This window comes from Amycolatopsis sp. lyj-112, assembly GCF_046549055.1.
Classification (GTDB): Bacteria; Actinomycetota; Actinomycetes; order Mycobacteriales; family Pseudonocardiaceae; genus Amycolatopsis.
The window spans coordinates 415315-429440 of the sequence record NZ_JAJPWS010000002.1 but is presented as its reverse complement, the minus strand read 5'-3'; the positions used below and the strand labels follow the sequence as shown (position 1 = coordinate 429440).

Annotated in this window: 15 protein-coding genes; 8 read left to right on the top strand and 7 right to left on the bottom strand. The window is 68.5% G+C overall.

From position 1 onward, the window contains the following. The first annotated feature begins 54 nt into the window (after positions 1-54). On the top strand, positions 55-327 hold the full coding sequence (locus ACLJRL_RS08845; protein ID WP_410655588.1) for a hypothetical protein: 273 nt from the start codon (positions 55-57) through the stop codon (positions 325-327). 36 nt (positions 328-363) lie between these two features. On the opposite strand, the gene ACLJRL_RS08840 is transcribed toward ACLJRL_RS08845, so the two are convergent. The 3 genes from ACLJRL_RS08840 to ACLJRL_RS08830 all read right to left on the bottom strand — a co-directional run bounded on the left by ACLJRL_RS08840 (position 364) and on the right by ACLJRL_RS08830 (position 3243). After that, positions 364-1032 (bottom strand): heme oxygenase (biliverdin-producing), encoded by a 669-nt coding sequence (locus tag ACLJRL_RS08840; protein ID WP_410655587.1) that lies wholly within the window; start codon positions 1030-1032, stop codon positions 364-366. Positions 1033-1105: 73 nt separating this feature from the next. After that, positions 1106-1708, bottom strand: a complete 603-nt coding sequence (locus tag ACLJRL_RS08835) for a TetR/AcrR family transcriptional regulator (RefSeq protein WP_410655586.1) — start codon at positions 1706-1708, stop codon at positions 1106-1108. Positions 1709-1743: 35 nt separating this feature from the next. Then, positions 1744-3243 (bottom strand): glutamate-cysteine ligase family protein, encoded by a 1500-nt coding sequence (locus tag ACLJRL_RS08830; protein WP_410655585.1) that lies wholly within the window; start codon positions 3241-3243, stop codon positions 1744-1746. A gap of 216 nt (positions 3244-3459) precedes the next feature. Between ACLJRL_RS08830 and ACLJRL_RS08825 the strand changes: the two genes are divergently transcribed. From ACLJRL_RS08825 to ACLJRL_RS08815, 3 genes are all read left to right on the top strand, one after another. Next, positions 3460-4275 carry a TrmH family RNA methyltransferase gene (locus tag ACLJRL_RS08825; protein ID WP_410655584.1) on the top strand — a complete coding sequence of 272 codons (816 nt, stop codon included), beginning with the start codon at positions 3460-3462 and terminating at the stop codon, positions 4273-4275. A 26-nt stretch (positions 4276-4301) separates the two neighbouring features. Beyond that, positions 4302-4922 carry a DUF2537 domain-containing protein gene (locus ACLJRL_RS08820; protein ID WP_410655583.1) on the top strand — a complete coding sequence of 207 codons (621 nt, stop codon included), beginning with the start codon at positions 4302-4304 and terminating at the stop codon, positions 4920-4922. Between the two features lie 143 nt (positions 4923-5065). After that, on the top strand, positions 5066-5431 hold the full coding sequence (locus ACLJRL_RS08815) for an MmcQ/YjbR family DNA-binding protein (RefSeq protein WP_410655582.1): 366 nt from the start codon (positions 5066-5068) through the stop codon (positions 5429-5431). A gap of 39 nt (positions 5432-5470) precedes the next feature. Here the strand turns inward: ACLJRL_RS08815 and sepH are convergent, their stop codons facing one another. The 4 genes from sepH to ACLJRL_RS08795 form a co-directional block, all read right to left on the bottom strand. Next, entirely contained in the window at positions 5471-6325 is an 855-nt protein-coding gene (sepH, locus tag ACLJRL_RS08810) for a septation protein SepH (protein ID WP_410655581.1), read from the bottom strand. A 193-nt stretch (positions 6326-6518) separates the two neighbouring features. Next, positions 6519-7685, bottom strand: coding sequence for an ATP-binding protein (locus ACLJRL_RS08805; protein WP_410655580.1), 1167 nt, complete (start codon positions 7683-7685; stop codon positions 6519-6521). Next, positions 7682-8341 carry a response regulator transcription factor gene (locus ACLJRL_RS08800; protein WP_410655579.1) on the bottom strand — a complete coding sequence of 220 codons (660 nt, stop codon included), beginning with the start codon at positions 8339-8341 and terminating at the stop codon, positions 7682-7684. The genes ACLJRL_RS08805 and ACLJRL_RS08800 overlap by 4 nt, the downstream gene beginning before the upstream one ends. A gap of 46 nt (positions 8342-8387) precedes the next feature. Then, a complete protein-coding gene (locus ACLJRL_RS08795) occupies positions 8388-10205 on the bottom strand; it encodes an alpha-L-fucosidase (RefSeq protein ID WP_410655578.1) in 1818 nt (605 codons plus the stop codon). Between the two features lie 280 nt (positions 10206-10485). Between ACLJRL_RS08795 and ACLJRL_RS08790 the strand changes: the two genes are divergently transcribed. From ACLJRL_RS08790 to ACLJRL_RS08775, 4 genes are read left to right on the top strand one after another with little or no spacing between them, the layout of a single operon-like run. Beyond that, the gene (locus ACLJRL_RS08790; protein ID WP_410655577.1) at positions 10486-11046 is read left to right on the top strand and encodes a hypothetical protein; all 561 of its coding nucleotides are present in this window, start codon (positions 10486-10488) and stop codon (positions 11044-11046) included. Next, on the top strand, positions 11043-12143 hold the full coding sequence (locus ACLJRL_RS08785) for a peptidoglycan-binding protein (protein WP_410655576.1): 1101 nt from the start codon (positions 11043-11045) through the stop codon (positions 12141-12143). Before ACLJRL_RS08790 ends, ACLJRL_RS08785 begins: the two co-directional genes overlap by 4 nt. Further along, positions 12140-12826 (top strand): ABC transporter ATP-binding protein, encoded by a 687-nt coding sequence (locus ACLJRL_RS08780; RefSeq protein ID WP_410655575.1) that lies wholly within the window; start codon positions 12140-12142, stop codon positions 12824-12826. Before ACLJRL_RS08785 ends, ACLJRL_RS08780 begins: the two co-directional genes overlap by 4 nt. Beyond that, positions 12823-14043 (top strand): ABC transporter permease, encoded by a 1221-nt coding sequence (locus ACLJRL_RS08775; RefSeq protein ID WP_410655574.1) that lies wholly within the window; start codon positions 12823-12825, stop codon positions 14041-14043. Before ACLJRL_RS08780 ends, ACLJRL_RS08775 begins: the two co-directional genes overlap by 4 nt. Positions 14044-14126 lie beyond the last annotated feature (83 nt).

Sequence of the window (14126 nt, the reverse complement as noted above, 5' to 3'; positions counted from 1 at the left end):
GGTAGGGCGCGCCCTACCCCCTGCCCGTCATGCCGTCAGGAGAACGACACGGGGATGAAGACGTCCGAGTTCCGGTCGTTCGACGCGAAGTGGTCGCGACGCGAAACGATCGCGCAGGTCACGGAGGGGTCCGAGCAGTCGAGGCCGCTGTTGACCTCGGCGATCCGGATCTGCGTCGTGAAGGTGCCGTTCGAGGCGATCGGCGAGGAACCGCCCGGGAAGTTGGTCACCCAGGCGGACGGGCCGACGCCGGTGGCCTTGGAAGCGGAGAGGGTCCTGGGCGCCGGTCTGGTGCTGGTGCTGGCGGTGCGGCGCCGGACCGCTTGACCGGTCGTGGACATGCCGTTTACAAGCCCGCCGAGGTCAGGCCGCGCGGTACGAGTCCAGCTCACCGGCCAGCTCGTCGAACACCGCGATGTTGCACTCGAAGGCCACGATCGCCTCGTCGATCAGCCGTGCGCGCTCGTCGTCGCTCCACGGCGCCGTGTTCAGCTGCTCGCGGTACTGGTCCCGGAACTTCGGGGCGCTGCCCAGCTGGTCGAAGTGATAGAACAGCGACCCCGCCTCGGTCAGCTCGTATTTGCGCTCCAGCAGCCGCCGGATCACCTGGCCGCCGGCGATGTCGCCGAGGTAGCGGGTGTAGTGGTGGGCGACGAAGCCGCCGGACCAGTCCGATGCCTCGGCCACGCGCCGGGCGTACCGCTCGGTGGACGCCAGCGGGCGGACGGTCTCGCGCCAGTTCGGGCCGACGAGGTGTTCGAGGTCGCGTTCGAGGTTCGGCAGCCGCCGCAGCTCGTCGAAGACGAACTTGCCCGCCACCGGGTCCTTCGCCAGCTTGTCGCCGGCCTGCTCGATGGCCTGGTAGATGAAGTAGTACTGGATCGCCAGCTGCGTGTAGCCCTCGATCGCGAGCTCGCCGCCGAGCAGGGCGTTCATGTAGACGGAGTGGTTGGCCCGGTCGTGAGCCGCCATGGTGGAGGCGCGCAGGGCCGCGGAGAACGGCCCGGATTCGACGTCGGTGGTCACCGGCATGGAAAGAGCCTCCAAGCATCGATCTGACATGCTGTCAGAAAGAGCGTAAGGCACAACTACGGGTTAGGCTACCCTAATTTCCGAGTTTTTCCCGGTCATCCGCCATCCCGACCGCTCTGAGCACGAACCGGACGGCTCCCTCGATCGCCTCTTCCAGCCGTTCGGGTGGTACATCGACGACCTGACGGCTGCCCAGCGCGGCGGTGATCATCGGAATCAGCACGTCGGGGTCCTCTTCCGGCACCCCTTCGGCGAGGATCTCGCGAAGCTGCGCCGTGATGGGGTCGGCGTGCGCGCTGATCCGCCGGTACGCGGCGGGCGCCAGCGCGGACGCGAGCGCCGTCCCCGGGGGCAGGTGGTACTCGGCCAGCACCCGCAGCTGCAGCCGGACGAACGTCGAAAGCTTGCCGACGGGCGTGTGGGCGGTCGCGACGGCCGCCTTCAGCCGTTCGACGTAGCGCGTGGCCTCGTCCTCGACGAAGGCGACCAGCAGGCTCTCTTTGTCGGGGAAGTGGTTGTACATCGCCGTGCGGCCGAGGCCCGCTTCGGCGGCGACGCCCGCCAGCGTGATCGCGTCGAAGCCGCGCTCGTACAGCTGCCCGCGCAGGACGTCGAACACCCTGCTGCGGACCTCGCGCCGATGTTCCTCCAGCGACCTGCCGATGATCTTGGGCACGAGCCACCTCCCTGGGTGACCACCCTATGCGCCCCTCAGGCCTCTAGCGACCAGGTGTGCACCGGAGTCTCGGTGGCCGACAGCTCCTGATACCGGCCCAGCATCCTGGTCAGCGCGGTCTCCCGCTCGGCGCCGCGCTCCTCCGCGCGCAGGACGTACTCCCGTTGCCACGCCGCGCCGGTCCTCCTGGTGAGGCATCGTTGCTCGATGACACCCAGATAGCGCTCTCTTGCTTCGTCGGAGACATCCGATCGGCGTAGTCCCTCGTGCGCCAGCGGCAGCAGGACCCGCAGCACCAGCTCGTCCGGCGGGATCCAGCCGATCCCCGGCCAGTACAGCTGCGCGTCGAAGCCGCGGCGCGCCCCGGCGTACATGTTCTCCTCGGCCGCCTGGAACGACATCTGTGTCCACACTGGACGGTCGGCTTCGGCGAGTGCCCTTTGTGCGCCGTAGAAGAAGGCCGCGTTGGCGACCATGTCGATGACGGTCGGCCCGGCGGGCAGCACCCGGTTCTCCACCCGCAGGTGAGGCATGCCGTCGACGACGTCGTAGACCGGCCGGTTCCAGCGCCACACCGTGCCGTTGTGCATCCGCAGTTCGGTGAGTTTCGGTGCCTGGCCGGAGTCGAGCGCCTCGACCGGGTCTTCGCTGTCGGTCTCCGGAAGCAGACCGGGGAAGTACCGGACGTTCTCCTCGAACAGGTCGAAGATCGACGTGATCCACCGCTCGCCGAACCACACCCGCGGCCGCACGCCCTGGTTCTTCAGTTCCTCCGGCCGGGTGTCCGTGGCCTGCAGGAACAGCGGGATCCGCGTCTCGTGCCAGAGTGCCTTGCCGAGCAGGAACGGCGAATTCGCGCCGACCGCGACCTGGACTCCGGCGAGTGCCTGTGCCGCGTTCCAATGCGCGGCGAACTCCTCCGGGGCGACCTGCAGATGCAGCTGGACCGACGTGCAGGCGGCCTCGGGCAGGATCGATTCCGAGTAGCTGCGCAGCCGCTCCGGCTGTCTGCCCGGGAGCGGAGAGCCCTCCATCGAGAGCACCGTGCGCTCGCCGCGCGCGGCGAAGATCCGGTCGTTGAGCAGGGAATACCGGGCGTTGTTGGTGAGCCACTTCTGGTCGAAGTGCTCATGCCGCAGCGTGGGAAGGATGCCGATCATCGCCAGCGACGCGCCGGATTCCTCGGCCTTCCGCATGGCCGCGCCCAGGTACGAGTGGAGATCGTCCTCCAGCTGCAGTGCGGAATCGCCGGCCAGCGGCCGCGGCGGCACGTTGAGCTCCAGGTTGTGCTGGCCGAGCTCGGTGGTGAAGGACGGGTCGTTCAAGGCCTCGAGTACCAGCGTGTTCGTCATCGAAGGGCGCAGTTCCCTGTCGATGAGATTGAGTTCGACCTCGAGCCCGATGTTCTTGCGAGGGAAGGAAAAGCTCCCATCGGTGAGCATCCGGGCGAGGGTGTCGAGGCAACGCTGGACCTTTCGGCGGTAACGTCCGCGATCCTGCGGTTTGAATGGGTCCGCCGAAAGATCGTTACCCATGTTCGTCGAGCTCCTCATTGGCGATGATCCGCGGGTTCCAGGCGGGACTGCCAGGCGGCCCAACGGTTTCACGCATCGCCGTCGCCCGGCTAGCGGCCAAACTGGTGCTCTCTGTCACTAGGGGTTAACTTACAGCAAAATACGTCCGTTCGTACCACCTGCCGGTGGACGTTCGGACGTGTAACGCGCGCAGTGGGTGGATGACACACTCACCTGGTGGCTGAATTGATCACCATCGACGACCGGGACGACCCCCGGCTCGACGATTTCCGCGACTTGTCCACAGCCGATCGGCGGCCCGATAGGCCAGGTGGGCGTGGCCTGGTGATCGCCGAAGGTGCCGTCGTGGTCGAGCGGCTGCTCAAGTCCCGGTACCCGGTACGCGCTCTGCTCGGAGTAAAGCGCCGATTCCAGGAATTGAGCACCGCACTCGACGACGTCGACGTTCCCGGCTATGTGACCTCGCCCGAAGTGATGGCCGACGTCGTCGGTTTCCATCTGAATCGCGGGGTGCTCGCCGTCGCGGACCGGCCCGTTCCGCCGCCGTCGGTCGAGGACGTCATCGACCGCGCTCGCGTGCTCGCGGTCCTCGAAGGCGTCGGTGACCACGAGAATCTCGGCTCGCTGTTCCGCAACGCGGCCGCGCTCGGCGTCGACGGGGTCCTTCTCGGCGCCGGCTGCTCGGACCCGCTGTACCGGCGCAGTGTCCGCGTCTCGATGGGGCACGTCCTGCGCGTCCCGTTCGCCACCTTCGGTTCCTGGCCCGGCGACCTGAATCTGCTGCGGGAACGCGGTTTCCGTATCGCGGCCCTCACCCCGCGTGCGGATTCCGTTTCGCTGCGGCAGTTACGGGACCAGACACCGCAGAAGGTCGCGCTGATGCTCGGTGCGGAAGGCCCGGGCCTGACCGCCGAGGCGATCGCCGCCGCCGACCTCGCCGTGCGGATTCCGATGCCCGACGGCGTCGATTCGCTGAATGTCGCCACGGCGGCCGCGATCGCGTTCTACGAGACGCGTCCACCGCTATCGTGAGCACCCGAGCGAGCATAGGAGAACCCATGGAATTGCGGATCCGTGAGGGACGCGCGGTGCTGGCCGGCCCAGGCGGCGGAAGCGCGCGCGAGGTGGACCCGCATTCCCTCGCGATCGGTTCGGACCTCGCGCAGGCGTTGCACGAATGGGCACGCGTGGCGTCCGCCATCAGCTCCACCGCCCGCCCCGGAGATCCCGGTGCCGAGGCCGCTTCCGTGGTTTCCCAGCGAGGCCGGCAGCTGGCCCAGCGGGTCGCCGCCGCGATGGGCACTTCGGTCCGCTTCGTGGACCCCGTTTCCGGCGACGGTGTCGTCGTCGACCCGCCGTCGGCCGCCCCCCGCAGCGAACTCGCGCGGCGCCTCTTCGGCACCCCGGATCCCGCCGGCGAACCGACCCCGTGGCTCACCGGCCTGACCATTTCCGCGTTCGTCGCGGCGGTGATCGTCGTCGCGATGCTGGCGCTGGCGAACACCCTCGCGCGCGAGACCAACAGCTGGCTCGCGCTGCTGGCTTCCGCTGTGGTGACCGCCGGGATCACGCCGTCGCTGTGGCTCGCGCGGCGGGTGCCGATCGTGCGGTGGGCGTCGTTCGGTGCCGGTGCGGGAATCGTGATCGCCTGGATCGGCGTGCTGATCGTCGCCTTCTAGACGCGTGTCCGGTTCCCGGGGGGAACCTCAGTCGCGTGATCTTGGGGAGGACACGCGTGACTGGATGGAGATCACGCGTGTCCAGCCGGAGAACTCGCGTGATTGGACGCGGAACACAGGTGCCGGCGAGGATACTGAGATCCATGGCCGAAGACCCGCTCGAAGCCTTGAGGCGGCTGTGCCTCGCGCTGCCGGAGACGACCGAGCGGCTCAGCCACGGCGAGCCGACGTGGTTCGTGCGCGGCAAGAAGACGTTCGTCATGTACGCCGACCACCATCACGACGACAAGCTCGCGTTCTGGTGCCCGGCGCCGTCCGGGGCTCAGGAGGAACTGGTCGGCACCGAGCCGGAGCGGTTCTTCCGGCCGCCGTACGTCGGGCATCGGGGGTGGCTCGGGGTGCGGCTGGACGTCGACGTCGACTGGGACGAGATCGCGGGGATCGTCAGCGACGCGTACTGCCTCGTGGCGCCGAAGTCGCTGATCGCGCAGGTCCCCGGACGCACTTAATGGCCCCTTCTCCAGTGAAAGGGGCCACTAAGTGCGAAGTCATCCTCTTTGGGACCGTACGCCGAGTAAGACGTCTTCCCACGACGGAACGATGGGATGGTTCTTCTTCCCCTTCGTTCTCGGCGCGGGTTCCGCCGACGCGTGCTCCTCGGGGACGACGACGGCCGCAGCCTCGGCCTCGACGTCCTCCTCGGGCTCCGCGATCGGGGCGTCGATCACCTTGGCGACCTGCTCCTCGGGAACCGAATCCAGGGTGGGCTGGATGACGGCTTCCTTACCTGGCTCCAAAGCCCGCACCGTGCGCGGGGCACGGTAGGCGTTGGGGTTGAGCAGGACCTCGGCGTTTTCGTCGAGCGCCTGGACGGTGCCCCCGTGCGCGCCGGGTGCGTACGCCCAGTGCGCACGATTGTCCGAACGACCGGCCTTCCAGGCGAGCACGACGACCCACTTGCCGTCGTCGCCCTTCCACGAGTCCCAGGTCGCTTGGCTGTAGTCGTGACCGCGAAGACCGAATGAGTGAGCCATGACCTCGCCGAGCGTCTGCACGTCGGGGCCGTCTTCACGGACCGGGTGTGCGCGCTGGGCGAGTTCGGCGGTACGCGAGCGTTCGAGCAGGACCGGGTAGGCGAACCGCTCGACACGCTGCACCGTGACGCCGGCGCCGCTGGCGACCTGCTCCACGGACTCTCCGGCCCGGATTCGTGCCTGGATCTCGCGTGGCCGCATTTGGCTCTCCAACTCGATCTCGATCTGGCCGAGGCGAGTGATGTCACCCCTCGCCGCCGCTCGCAGCCTCTCATCCGCGGGGAGCAGGAAGCGTGTGCGGCTCGCCGGGTCTTCGCACACGATGGACTTACCGTCCTCGTGCAGCCCGATCACCCGTAGCGCTCGCATTCTCGCCTCCCCGATTCTTCACCTTTGTGGGTGTCAACGTTAGATCGGCGCGTCGCCTTGACGTGTGAGGCGCGCCGATGTCATCTGTTCTGCTCACTATTTTGTTCATGGCTGCAAACGCATTGTTGGGGAGCGATCCGGAAGCTGCAGCGTGACGCGCCGGACACAGACAGTCACGATCGGGGGAATCTCCCTAACCGAGCCGCACTCGGACGACCAGTCCGCCGCTCCGTCCGCCCGGCTCGGCGCCCGCGGTCCCGCCGTGCGCCTGGGCGATGGACCGGACGATCGACAGCCCGAGCCCGGCGTTGCGCGAGTCGCCGGTCCGGTCGGCCGAAAGCCGCCGGAACGGTTCGAACAGCGTGGGGACGGCGTCCAGCGGCACCTGCGGGCCGGTGTTGCGCACCGCCAGCGCCGGATCGCCGCCGATGTCGACGTGGACCCAGCCGCCCTTGCGGTTGTAGGTGATGGCGTTGTGCACGAGGTTCGTCACCAGCCGCTCCAGCAGCACGGGATCGCCCGACACCGTCCGCGGCCGCAGCCGCGATTCCACCGTCACCCCGGCCTCCTCCGCCATGGTCGACGCCGAGCGGATCACCGTCGCCGTGACCTCGTCCAGCCGGACGGGGCTGCGTGACGCCAGCCCGCGGTCGCTGCGCGCCAGCACGAGCAGGCCCTCGATCATGCGTTCGCTGCGCTCGTTGGTGTAGATCAGGTGCTCGCCGAGTTTTCTGACCTCGGGGCTGACGTCGGGATCGGCCATCGCCACCTCGACCAGCGTGCGTTGCACGGCCAGCGGCGTCCGCAGTTCGTGGGAGGCGTTGGCGACGAAGCGTTTCTGGCTGTCGAACGACACCGCGAGCCGGTCGAGCATGCCGTCGAAGGTGTCCGCGAGTTCCTTGAGTTCGTCGTCGGGGCCGTCGAGGTTGATCCGCCGATTGAGGTTCTCGACCTCGAGTTTCCGTGCGGTGGTGGTGATCGCGTGCAGCGGCCGCAGCGCCCGGCTCGCCATCAGCCAGCCGAACAGGACGGCGAGCGCGCCGGCGATCGCCAGCGCCACCAGTGATTGCCACAGCAGCGTGGACAGTACGCCCGAGCGGTATTCGTCGATGGAGGTCGCGACCAGGCGCGTGGCCTCGGCGCGCTGGGCGGGCATGATCATCTCGGTGTCCATCGGGTACGTCTGGGCCCGCTCGAGCGCCACCCCGCCGGTGCTGTCCGCCGCGAACGAAACCGTGTCCGGCAGCGTAGAGCTCACCAGCAGGTAGTTGACGACCAGCAGGGCGAGGCCCACGACCAGGAAAGTGCCGCCGTAGAGCGCGGTCAGCTTGGTGCGGACGGAGAGCCGGAGCGGTTTCATGACCCGAACCGGTAACCCGCGCCGGGCACGGTCTCGATCAGCGGCGGCGTCCCCAGTTTGCGGCGAAGCGTCATCACGGCCACCCGGACCGCGTTGGTGAACGGATCCGCGTGCTCGTCCCACGCCTTTTCCAGCAGTTCCTCCGCGCTGACCACGGTACCTTCGGCGCGCATGAGCACTTCCAGCACGGCGAACTCCTTGGGGGACAAGGGAAGGAACCGGCCATCGCGGGCGGCCTGGTGCCGGGGCAGGTCGAGGACGACGCCGCCGCGTTGCAGCACCGGCGGCAGCGCGGGCCGTGCGCGCCGCGACAACGCCTGCACCCGCGCGACGAGTTCGGCGAACGCGAACGGCTTCGTCAGGTAGTCGTCGGCGCCCAGGCCCAGCCCGGCGACCCGGTCGTTGATGTCGGCGGCGGCGGTCAGCATGAGCACCCGCGCCTCGCCGCCCGCCGCGAGCACCGCGGCGCACACCTGGTCGCCGTGCACGACCGGCAGATCCCGGTCGAGCACGACGACGTCGTAGCCGTGCACCCCCACCCGGTCCAGGGCCTGTCCGCCGTCGTAGCAGACGTCGACGGCCATGGAGAACCGTCGCAGGCCCTCGGCGATCGTGTCCGCCAGAAGCCGCTCGTCTTCCACTACCAGCACTCTCACCAGGCCAGTCTGCCCCGGGCAGGGGTAAGCACGGGATAAGCGTGGATCAGCCGACCGGGTGCAACTGGCGTGCCGGAATCACCTGCTGGGGTGTGTTCGGGCTGGACCACAGCAGTTTTATCGACGACTCACCTCCTCGTTCGGTTTGTTCGAGCCGGATCGCGTACGACTTTCCGGCGACCAGGTCGATTGTCGCTTTGTCGATACTGGGCCCGTGTGGGGTGGTGTTGTCGATCAGGAGTTTTCCGTCGACCCAGAGCCGCACGGTGTCGTCGGAGACGGTCGTGAACGTGTACTTGCCGGTGTCGCGCGCGGTCACCTTGCCGGTCCACCGCGACGAGAAGGACTCCGCCGGGATCTTCGCGTCGGGTGACCCGGTGAACTTCCAGTTGTGGTTCACGCCCGGCTCGACCCGGCGAACCGACGGTGGTCCGGTGAAGTCCGAGTTCGGCCAGTACTCCGCTGTCAGCCCCGTCCCGCGCCCGGCGGGAGCCTGCGGCAGCGGATCGACGCTCAGTTCGACGACGGTCGCGACGTCGTTCGTCCGGCCGCCCAACGGCGTGAGTTTCACGCTTCCGGAGGTCTGCTCCACCTTCACGCGTTGCCCGCTGCCGAGCACCCGCGCGTTGCGAACCCGGAACGGCGCCAGCGTGTCGAGCGTCAGCGAACCGCCGGACGCCGGCCAGTCGAACACCGACGCGTACAGCTTGTCGCCGCGACGGCTGACGACGCCCCAAGCCGGTTCCGCGACGAGGCCCGGCGCTCCCGCGCCGTAGACGGCGGACGACTGTTTGTTCGTCCGCAGCCACTGGCCCATCTGCTTCAACCGGTCGACGGATTCCTGCGGGACCCGGCCGGTGCGATCCGGCCCGACGTTGAGCAGGAAGTTACCGCTACGGCCGGCGATCGAGAGCAGTTTCCTGGTCAGGTCCGTCGAGGATTTCCAGTTCTGGTCCCATTCCGTGTAACCCCAGCTGCCGTTGAGGGTCATGCACGATTCCCACAGTTGCCCGTCGACGGGCTTGTCCGGGATCTCCTGTTCGGGTGTCCCGGTGTCGCCGTCGACCACGCGCCGTTTGCCGACCCGGTTGTTGACCACAATGGACGGATCGAGACTTCGCACGTACGCCTCGAGTTCTTCACCGTCCTTTTCGGACCAGGGATTGTTCGGCCGGTCGGTGCTCCATTCGCCGTCGAACCACAGCACCGCCGGGTGGTAGTTGTCGACGAGTTCCTTGAGCTGGGCGTACATTCGCTCCTTGTACTTCGGGAACGTCGCCGGATCGGGGAAGTCCGGGTCGTGCCAGTCCCAGATCGAGTAGTAGAAGCCGAGTTTGACGTCGCGCGCGGCCGTCGCGCGCTTCAGTTCGGCGAGGATGTCGCGGTTCTTGTCGAACGCGGAATGGTCGCGAAGGTTGTACTTGTTGACCTTCGTCGGCCACATCGCATAACCCTCGTGGTGCTTCGACGTGATCACCACGTACTTCTGGCCCGCGTCCTTCGCGCTCTGCGCGATGGCGTTCGCGTCGAAACCGGACGGATTGAACTTCGCGGCCAGGTTTTCGTACTCCTCGCGCGGGATCTGGCAGTTCCGCTGGATCCACTCGGCGTCCTGGCAGACGCTCCCGTCGGGACGCCGGTACTTCCCCTGCAACTGGGAGTACGCGCCGAAGTGGATGAACTGGCCGAACCGGTCGTCGCGCCACCAGCGCGTCCGGTCGGCGGTGAACGGGTCGTCGTAGGCGAAATCGGTCCCTGGTCCGGAAGGACGTGGCGCGGCCTCCGCGGCGGCGGGCAGGACGCCCAGCGCGGTGGTCGCGATGACGAGGGCCGTCAAGGCCCGGAGCGGCGTGCGACGGGTCATGCACTCCTCCTCGATGAGGTGTGGACGTCGGAACTCTAGGAAGTCAGACGTCGGATGTGAACCCCTAGAAGTCGCACTTGGTCGCTAGTTCACCCAGAAAGACGGCTGATTGAGGGCTGATAGATCCGATCTCTGTCCCGCTGATCGGGACGATAAGCGCGACATAAGCGTCTTCGCTTACCGCGCCGGAATCGCCCGCTCCGTAGAACTTCGGCCCAGGCGGGTCCGGTCGTTCGGGGGACCGGACCCGCCTCACGAAGACGACGGAGAAGGAGCAGCGATGCGGAAACGACCGAGGTTCGCCCTCGTGGTCTGCGGAGTCGGCGCGGCTTTGGCGCTGGTGACCGGATGCGGTGGAGGCGGAGAGGACGGCGACAAGGTCGCCTCGATCTCGTCACCGCCGAGTCCCGGCGCCGCCGGCGACGAGAAGCAGGCCGACAACGTGTCCGACGACGACAAGATGCGCAACTACGCCAAATGTATGCGGGAACACGGCATCGACATGCCGGACCCCCAGACGAACGGCGACGGGCAGAGCACCATCTCCATCGGCGGCGGGCCCGGGCAGATCGACGAGAAGAAGATGAACGACGCGAGCGAGGCGTGCCGGAAGCTGCTGCCCAACGGCGGCGAGATGAAGCCGCCGTCGCCGGAAGAGCTCGACAAGATGCGCAAGGACGCGAAGTGCATGCGCGAGCACGGCATCGACATGCCGGATCCCTCGGCGGACGGCAAGGGCGGCGCCATCTCGCTGGACGCGGGCGGGGATCCCAAGAAGTTCGAAGAAGCGGCTAAGGCCTGCGGTATGGGCATGAGCATGAGGGCGGCCCCGGCGAAATGAGTGAACACGAAGGACCCGGTGGTGTCCGGCGTTCGCGCCGGGCACGCTGGTTCGTCATCGCGGCCGTGTTCGTGGTCGTGGCCGGGACGATCTCCGCGGTCGTGCTGACCAGGGTCACCTCGGAGGCGGGCCAGGTCGCGGCGCCGCCGCCCCAGGTGGAGACCGCGAAGGTCGAGAAAACCGACCTGCGGGAAGAGGAAGAAGGGAGCGGGACTCTGGGCTACGGCACGGAAAGCTCCCTCGCCGGCCGGAAACAGGGCACCATCACGTCGCTGCCGGACGCGGGCGCGGTGCTCACCCGCGGCAAGACGGTCTACGGCGTCGACGCCAAACCGGTGCCGTTGTTCTACGGCACGCTGCCGTTCTTCCGTGACCTCGCGGACGGGGCCACGGACGGCCCGGACGTCAAGCAGCTGGAAGAGAACCTGAAGGCGCTCGGCTTCGGCGGCTTCGGCACGCCGGACAAGAAGTTCGCTTCCGCCACCGCGAACGCGATCAAGAAGTGGCAGAAGTCGCTGGGCGTCGAGCAGACCGGCACCTTCGGCCAGGGCGACGCCGTCCTCGCACCCGGTGAGATCCGGGTTTCGCAGGTCGCCGCGCAGCTCGGCGGTCCGGGCGGCGGTGAACTGTTGAAGTACACCGGCACCGAGCGACTCGTCGAGGTCAAGCTCGACGCCGCCAAGCAGGCCATCGCCAAGGCGGGGGACAAGGTCGGGATCGACGTCACCGGCGGCAAGACCACGACCGGCGTGATCACCGAGGTCGGCAAGGTCGCGGAGAACGGCAAGGACGCCGCCGGGCAGGACGACGGCAAACCGAAGATCAAGGTGAAGATCAAGCTGGACGACCCGGCCGCGGCGGGGTCGCTCGATTCGGCGCCGGTGTCCGTGCGGTTCACCAAGGAAGTCCACAGTGGAGTGTTGGCGGTCCCCGTCGGCGCACTGCTCGCGCTCGCCGAGGGCGGGTACGCGGTGGAGGTCGACGAGGGCGGCAAGCGGCGGCTCATCGCGGTGAAGACCGGCCTGTTCAGCGGCGGGCTCGTCGAGATCACCGGGACCGGGCTGGCCGAGGGGATGCGGGTGGTGACGACGTCATGACCCCGGTCCTGGCCGTGCGCAACGCGTCGCGCACCTATCCCGGTGGGGTGCGGGCGCTGCACGAGGTGACCTTGTCCATTGAGGACAGAGAGATGGTCGCGATTCTCGGGCCGTCCGGTTCGGGCAAGTCCACGCTGCTGCAGCTGATGGGCACGCTCGACCGGCCGACCAACGGCGTCATCGAACTGCGCGGGCACGATGTGGCGAAACTGCCGGACCGCAGGCTTTCGGCGTTGCGGTCGCGGTGGATCGGCTTCGTGTTCCAGCAGTTCTTCCTCAGTGAAGGCGTGAGCGCGGTGGACAACGTCGCCACTGGACTGCTGTACGCGGGCGTGCCCCGGCGGAAACGGCACGAGCGCGCGCTCGCGGCGCTCGACCGGGTCGGGCTCGCTCATCGGGCATCGCATTTCCCGAACGAGCTTTCGGGCGGGGAGCGGCAGCGGGTGGCGATCGCGCGGGCGGTCGTCAACTCGCCGTCGATCCTGCTGGCCGACGAGCCGACCGGGAACCTCGACACCGGCAACGGGGCGGCGATCCTGAACCTGCTGGCCACGTTGAGCTCGCAGGGGACGACGGTCGTGATCATCACGCACGACCGGGAGATCGCGGCGGGCATCCCGCGGCGGATCGAGCTGCGCGACGGCCGGATCCGGCTCGACACCGGGACGGGGGTGCTGGTGTGAGCGCGCCCGTCCTGGACAAGGTGCCGACGCCGACCCCCGGCAGGCTCGGTGCCCGTGACGTGCTGACCCTCGGCGCGCACGGGATGCGGACACGGCCGATGCGCGCGGTGCTGTCCGCGCTCGGCATCGGGATCGGGATCGCCGCGATGGTGGCGGTGCTCGCGATCCCGGCGTCGGGCGCGAAGGCACTGCACGACCAGCTCGCCGCGCTCGGCACCAACCTGCTCACCGCGGGGCCGGGCAAGACGATGTTCGGCGGCGACGCCACCCTGCCGGACAGCGCAGTGCCGATGGCGAAGCGAATCTCCCCGGTCACGGCGGCCTCCGCGACCGGGAGCACCAGCGCGACCGTGCGCCGCTCGGACAAGATCGAAAAAGGGGAGACGTCCGGGCTCGGGGTCTACGCCGCGACGCCGGACCTTCTCGACGTCATCGGCGGCAAGATCCGCGGCGGGCAGTTCCTTCGCGACGCCACGCGGGACTACCCGGTGGTGGTACTCGGCTCGGTCGCCGCCGCGCGGCTCGGGATCGACCACCTCGACCCGGCGCGGCCGCCGCAGGTGTTCATCGGCGGCCACTGGTTCACCGTCGGCGGGATCCTCGGGCCGACGCCGCTCGCGCCCGAGATCGAGCGGTCGGTGCTGGTCGGCTGGGACGTCGCGAAGCGTCTCCTCGGCTTCGCGGGGCACCCGACCACGGTGTACGTGCGGGCGAACGAAGCCCAGGTGGAGAACGTCCGCTCGGTGCTCGCGCAGACGATGAACCCCGAGGCGCCCAACGAGGTCGAGGTGCTTCGCCCGTCGGAGGCGCTGGAGGCGCAGAAGCTGACGGAGGACACCTACAGCGCGCTGTTCCTCGGGCTCGGTGGCGTGGCGCTGCTGGTCGGCGGGGTCGGCGTGGCCAACACGATGGTGATCTCGGTGCTGGAACGGCGTCGGGAGATCGGCCTCCGCCGTGCGCTCGGCGCGACGAAACGGCAGGTGAGAGGTCAGTTCTTGGCCGAGTCGGTGCTGTTGTCCGGGCTCGGCGGGGTCGCCGGGGTCCTGGTGGGCGTACTGGTGACGTCGGCGTACGCGCTGAGCCAAGGCTGGCCGGCGGTACTCCCCGTCGGCGCCCTGCTCGGCGGCGTCGGGGTCGCCGCCCTGGTCGGTGCCGTCGCGGGGGCGTACCCGGCGATGCGTGCCGCCCGGCTCCCGCCGACCCAGGCCCTCGCCTAAGTACGCGATTCGTCCTCTGGTTGCGGTAGTTCGTAGTGCCAACTACCGCAACCAGAGGACTACTTGCGGGGTAGCGGTGGGTA

Excerpts from the sequence above, each read along its gene's own strand:
- ACLJRL_RS08845 (WP_410655588.1), top strand. The coding sequence starts at position 55 with ATGAAGACGTCCGAGTTCCGGTCGTTCGACGCGAAGTGGTCGCGACGC.
- ACLJRL_RS08840 (WP_410655587.1), bottom strand. The coding sequence starts at position 1,032 with ATGCCGGTGACCACCGACGTCGAATCCGGGCCGTTCTCCGCGGCCCTG.
- ACLJRL_RS08830 (WP_410655585.1), bottom strand. The coding sequence starts at position 3,243 with ATGGGTAACGATCTTTCGGCGGACCCATTCAAACCGCAGGATCGCGGA.
- ACLJRL_RS08820 (WP_410655583.1), top strand. The coding sequence starts at position 4,302 with ATGGAATTGCGGATCCGTGAGGGACGCGCGGTGCTGGCCGGCCCAGGC.
- ACLJRL_RS08815 (WP_410655582.1), top strand. The coding sequence starts at position 5,066 with ATGGCCGAAGACCCGCTCGAAGCCTTGAGGCGGCTGTGCCTCGCGCTG.
- sepH (WP_410655581.1), bottom strand. The coding sequence starts at position 6,325 with ATGCGAGCGCTACGGGTGATCGGGCTGCACGAGGACGGTAAGTCCATC.
- ACLJRL_RS08805 (WP_410655580.1), bottom strand. The coding sequence starts at position 7,685 with ATGAAACCGCTCCGGCTCTCCGTCCGCACCAAGCTGACCGCGCTCTAC.
- ACLJRL_RS08795 (WP_410655578.1), bottom strand. The coding sequence starts at position 10,205 with ATGACCCGTCGCACGCCGCTCCGGGCCTTGACGGCCCTCGTCATCGCG.
- ACLJRL_RS08790 (WP_410655577.1), top strand. The coding sequence starts at position 10,486 with ATGCGGAAACGACCGAGGTTCGCCCTCGTGGTCTGCGGAGTCGGCGCG.
- ACLJRL_RS08785 (WP_410655576.1), top strand. The coding sequence starts at position 11,043 with ATGAGTGAACACGAAGGACCCGGTGGTGTCCGGCGTTCGCGCCGGGCA.
- ACLJRL_RS08780 (WP_410655575.1), top strand. The coding sequence starts at position 12,140 with ATGACCCCGGTCCTGGCCGTGCGCAACGCGTCGCGCACCTATCCCGGT.